This is a genomic window from Fibrobacter sp. UWP2 (assembly GCF_900141705.1).
Lineage (GTDB): Bacteria > Fibrobacterota > Fibrobacteria > Fibrobacterales > Fibrobacteraceae > Fibrobacter.
The window spans coordinates 1-5,255 of record NZ_FQYM01000055.1 but is presented as its reverse complement, the minus strand read 5'-3'; the positions used below and the strand labels follow the sequence as shown (position 1 = coordinate 5,255).

The following is a 5,255-nucleotide window of genomic DNA, read 5'->3' as shown; positions in this document are numbered from 1 at the left end:
ATAAAAAAAGCCCCCCACGAGGTTTACCTCATGGGGGGCGTGAATCCAGCGGCGCCCTACTCTCCCGGGCCCGGAGGCCAGGTACCATCGGCGAAGCGAGGCTTAACTGCCGTGTTCGGAATGGGAACGGGTGTGACCCTCGCTCAAGAACCGCTGAAACAATTTCGAAGGCAGTGAAAATTCCAAGGAAAGGCGCAGTCGAGTTGACGAAGCACTCATGGATCCGGGCTGCTCACGCAGCGCGAACTGAAACGTTGAAAGAAAGGAAGAGCTCGCACGGACTATTAGTACCGCTCGGCTCAATGCATCGCTGCACTTACACCTGCGGCCTATCGACGTCGTGGTCTACGACGGTCCTACAGGGGGTTGCCCCCGGGAGACCTGATCTTGGGAACGGCTTCACGCTTAGATGCCTTCAGCGTTTCTCCGATCCGTACACGGCTACCCGGCAATGCCGCTGGCGCGACAGCCGGTACACCGGAGGTACGTCCGTCCCGGTCCTCTCGTACTAAGGACAGCTTCCCTCAAGTCTCCAACGCCCACACCGGATAGGGACCGAACTGTCTCACGACGTTCTGAACCCAGCTCGCGTGCCGCTTTAATTGGCGAACAGCCAAACCCTTGGGACCTTCTCCAGCCCCAGGATGCGACGAGCCGACATCGAGGTGCCAAACCTCCCCGTCGCTATGAACGCTTGGGGGAGATCAGCCTGTTATCCCCAGAGTACCTTTTATCCATTGAGCAACGGCCTTTCCACGCTGTACCGCGGGATCACTAAGCCCTACTTTCGTACCTGCTCGACGTGTCCGTCTCGCAGTCAAGCTCCCTTATGCCTTTATGCTCTTCGCGCGATTGCCGACCGCGCTGAGGGAACCATTGGATGCCTCCGTTACCGTTTAGGAGGCGACCGCCCCAGTCAAACTGACCATCAGACACGGTCCCTGTCCCGGATGACGGGACGAGGTTAGATCTCAAAACGGGCAAGGGTGGTATTTCAACGGTGGCTCCACGACGACTGGCGTCGCCGCTTCGAAGCCTCCCACCTATCCTACACATGCCAGTCCTAAAACCAATGTCAAAATACAGTGAAGGTTCATGGGGTCTTTCCGTCCAGGTGCGGGTTGCCGGCATCTTCACCGGCACTGCAATTTCGCCGAGTCCCGGGAGGAGACAGTGCAGAAGTCGTTACACGATTCGTGCAGGTCGGAACTTACCCGACAAGGAATTTCGCTACCTTAGGACCGTTATAGTTACGGCCGCCGTTTACCGGGGCTTCGATTCAGGGCTTCGCTTGCGCTGACCCCTCCTGTTAACCTTCCGGCACCGGGCACGTGTCAGACCATATACGTCCACTTGCGTGTTAGCATGGCCCTGTGTTTTTGGTAAACAGTCGCTTCTGCCGTTTCCCTGCGACCCCCTGTGGCTTCGGACTGTCCATCCTGACCATGGGGGGCTCCCCTTATCCCGAAGTTACGGGGTTAATTTGCCGAGTTCCTTCTCCCGAGTTGTCTCGAGCACCTTAGGCTATTCGCCTCGTCCACCTGTGTCGGTTTACGGTACGGGCCTGCATTGGCTCCCTTAGGGGTTTTTCCCGGCACGGGCGTGCGCGACTCCCCATCGGGCCGAAGCCCTCCGGAGGTCCGGTACCTGGGGCGTGTATGTGGGGGATTTGCCGCCCACAAGCCTCGCATACCATCCGCGGCGTCCATCGGCCGCTACGCGCCGTCCCATGCGTCACCCCGTCGGTAATGACGCTTCCTGCAGGGTTCCGGAATATTAACCGGATAGTCATCGGCTACGCCTCTCGGCCTCGTCTTAGATCCCGACTGACCCTGGGGGGATTATCCTTGCCCAGGAACCCTTGGACTTACGGTGCGCGGGTTTTTCACCCGCGTTTTCGCATACTCATGCCAGCATTCTCGTTTCCGATACCTCCAGCGCGCATCGCCACGCGCCTTCCCAGGCCTACGGAACGCTCTCCTACCAATGTGTTGCCACATTCCACGACTTCGGTGACGTGCTTAGTCCCGATCATTTTCGGCGCGGGGTCGCTTGACCAGTGAGCTATTACGCTTTCTTTAAAGGGTAGCTGCTTCTAAGCTAACCTCCTGGCTGTCTGTGCAACCCCACATCCTTTCCCACTCAGCACGTACTTGGGGACGCTTAGTCGGTGGTCCGGGTTGTTTCCCTTTCGTCCGCTGATCTTATCACCCGCGGGCTGTCTGCCGCGCATCACGTTCACGGTATTCGGAGTTTGATAGGGTTTGGTAAGCGGGTGTGCCCCCTAGTCCTTCCAGTGCTCTACCCCCGTGAAGCTAACGCGACGCCATACCTAAATATGTTTCGGAGAGAACAAGCTATCGCCCAGTTTGATTGGTCTTTCGCTCCTACCCACAGCTCATCCGGACACGTTTCAATGTATATCGGTTGGGCCCTCCACGGAATGTTACTTCCGCTTCAGCCTGGCCATGGGTAGATCACTAAGGCTTCGTGTCTGCCGTGTACGACTGGTCGCCCAGTTGAGACTCGCTTTCGCTTCGGCTCCGGGCCTGAGGCCCTTAACCTCGCCGTACACGAGCAACTCGCTGGCTCATTAAACAAAAGGCACGCCGTCAGAAGGATAAATCCTTCCTCCGACAGAATGTATGCACGCGGTTTCAGGCGCTCTTTCACTCCCCTCTCGGGGTGCTTTTCACCTTTCCCTCACGGTACTGTGCACTATCGGTCATCCGCTCGTATTTAGCCTTGGAGGGTGGTCCCCCCGTCTTCGGACAGGATTTCACGTGTCCCGTCCTACTCTTCGCCGGATGCTCCAGGGTCAGCTCGCTACAGGCCTGTCACCTGCTGTGGGGGGGCTTTCCATCCCGCTTCGCTCGCTCTCCTGAATGCATGGCCCGGCTGGGCTCCTCCCCGTTCGCTCACCACTACTGAGGGAATCTCGGTTGATTTCTTTTCCTCCGGGTACTTAGATGTTTCAGTTCCCCGGGTTGGCCCCCTCGCGGCTATGTATTCGCCGCGTGGGTACGCTTGCGCGTGGGTTTCCCCATTCGGAATCCCGGTGGTCAAAGACCCTTTGCGTCTCGCACCGGACTTTCGGGGCTTGGCCCGTCCTTCTTCGCCGGCGGATGCCTAGGCATCCCCCGCGTGCATTCCTTCGCTCAATTCCTATTTCCAACGATTCAGCTCTGTTCTACTGCATGAGCAGCTCGAATCCACCGTATCGGTGCTTCAAGTCACTCTCTTGCTTGATTGCTTTTCTTGGTTGGTTTCACTGCCGTAATTTCAACATGCCGGCCGCGTCTCGCGCGGTCCCTTGCGCCCGGGGGCGCCACTGGAGCTAAGGAGACTCGAACTCCTAACATCCAGCTTGCAAAGCTGGCGCTCTACCAGTTGAGCTATAACCCCGATAGCTATGGGCCTGAATGGACTTGAACCATTGACCCCCGCCTTATCAGAGCGGTGCTCTAACCAGCTGAGCTACAGACCCGGGCTCGTAAAAGAATCGGAGACGTGCTTGGGTGACGGGCGTCAACTGAACGGCAACAGGCGTGCGGATCGAATCCGCGTTTACTCCTTAAAGGAGGTAATCCAGCCGCACCTTCCGGTACGGCTACCTTGTTACGACTTAGCCCCAGTCAAAGGTCTTGCTTTAGACGCCTGAGGCGGCTTCGAGCACTCCCTTCTCCCATGGCTTGACGGGCGGTGTGTACAAGGCCCGGGAACGTATTCACCGTGGTGTGCTGACCCACGATTACTAGCGATTCCAGCTTCACGGAGTCGAGTTGCAGACTCCGATCCGAACTGAGGCCGGCTTTGAGGATTGGCTCCGCCTCGCGGCGTTGCGACCCATTGTACCGACCATTGTAGCACGTGTGTAGCCCAGGATGTAAGGGCCATGAGGACTTGACGTCATCCACACCTTCCTCCGGGTTGTCCCCGGCAGTCTCTCCAGAGGGCCCCCTTGCGGGTGGCAACTGGAAACGTGGGTTGCGCTCGTTGCGGGACTTAACCCAACATCTCACGACACGAGCTGACGACAGCCATGCAGCACCTGTGCGGATCGTTGCATTGCTGCAAAACGGCGATCTCTCGCCGCGGCGATCCCATGTCAAACCCTGGTAAGGTTCTGCGCGTTGCTTCGAATTAAACCACATGCTCCACCGCTTGTGCGGGCCCCCGTCAATTCCTTTGAGTTTCATACTTGCGTACGTACTCCCCAGGCGGCATACTTAACGCGTTGGCTGCGGTACCCGGGGCGAACCCCGGACACCCAGTATGCATCGTTTACGGCGCGGACTACCAGGGTATCTAATCCTGTTTGCTACCCGCGCTTTCGAGCCTCAGCGTCGATAAAGTCCCCAGCAGGCTGCCTTCGCCATCGGTGTTCTTCCTGATCTCTACGCATTCCACCGCTACACCAGGAATTCCGCCTGCCCCTGAACTATCCAAGAAAGCCAGTTCGAACTGCAGGTCCGGGGTTGGGCCCCGGGATTGTACAATCCGCTTGACTTTCCGCCTACGCTCCCTTTACGCCCAGTGATTCCGAACAACGCTTGCACCCCTCGTATTACCGCGGCTGCTGGCACGAAGTTTGCCGGTGCTTCCTTTCAAGGTACATTCAATTGGCCCGAAAGCCAACATTATTCCCTCACGACAGTGGTTTACACACCGAAATGCTTCTTCCCACACGTGGCGTTGCTGCATCAGGGTTCCCCCCATTGTGCAATATTCCCTACTGCTGCCTCCCGTAGGAGTCTGGGCCGTATCTCAGTCCCAATGTGGCCGATCACCCTCTCAGGCCGGCTACCGATCGTCGCCTTGGTGGGCCGTTGCCCCGCCAACTAGCTAATCGGACGCAAGCTCATCCCATACCGATAAATCTCTAGTCAACCCCCCATGCAGGGGGCCACTCTCCTGGACATTAACCGCGCGTTGGCACGGGTATTTCCTGATATGGGGCAGATTGCTTACGCGTTACTCACCCGTTCGCCGCTGGGCATTGCTGCCCCGCTCGACTTGCATGTATAAGACACGCCACCAGCGTTCGTTCTGAGCCAGGATCAAACTCTTCATTGATTTTTTATAGTCTGTCCCGTTATCACGTTCGTATTGACTTCCAAGAATCTCTCTTGGGTCCGTCACTAAGCACATCTCCGATTCCTTCAAACTGCCCGGCGGCCTCTCGGGCCTCCGTCCCCTTCGATCCGGGGTCTTGTGGACCGCTCGTCTCGGGAGTGGTGCCAATTATAGAATTT

General features: G+C 57.7%; 2 tRNA genes and 3 rRNA genes. All 5 read right to left on the bottom strand.

Features of this window, described 5'->3' with window-relative positions:
• Window positions 1-43: 43 nt before the first annotated feature.
• The 5 genes from rrf to BUB55_RS13475 all read right to left on the bottom strand — a co-directional run bounded on the left by rrf (window position 44) and on the right by BUB55_RS13475 (window position 5,076).
• A 5S ribosomal RNA gene (rrf, locus tag BUB55_RS13495) occupies window positions 44-158 on the bottom strand.
• A gap of 104 nt (window positions 159-262) precedes the next feature.
• Window positions 263-3,166, bottom strand: a 23S ribosomal RNA gene (locus tag BUB55_RS13490).
• A 166-nt stretch (window positions 3,167-3,332) separates the two neighbouring features.
• Window positions 3,333-3,405: transfer RNA gene (locus BUB55_RS13485), tRNA-Ala, on the bottom strand.
• An 8-nt stretch (window positions 3,406-3,413) separates the two neighbouring features.
• Window positions 3,414-3,487 (bottom strand) — tRNA-Ile (locus BUB55_RS13480).
• Window positions 3,488-3,576: 89 nt separating this feature from the next.
• Window positions 3,577-5,076, bottom strand: a 16S ribosomal RNA gene (locus BUB55_RS13475).
• The 16S, 23S and 5S rRNA genes sit together here with 2 tRNA genes alongside, the layout of an rRNA operon.
• Window positions 5,077-5,255 lie beyond the last annotated feature (179 nt).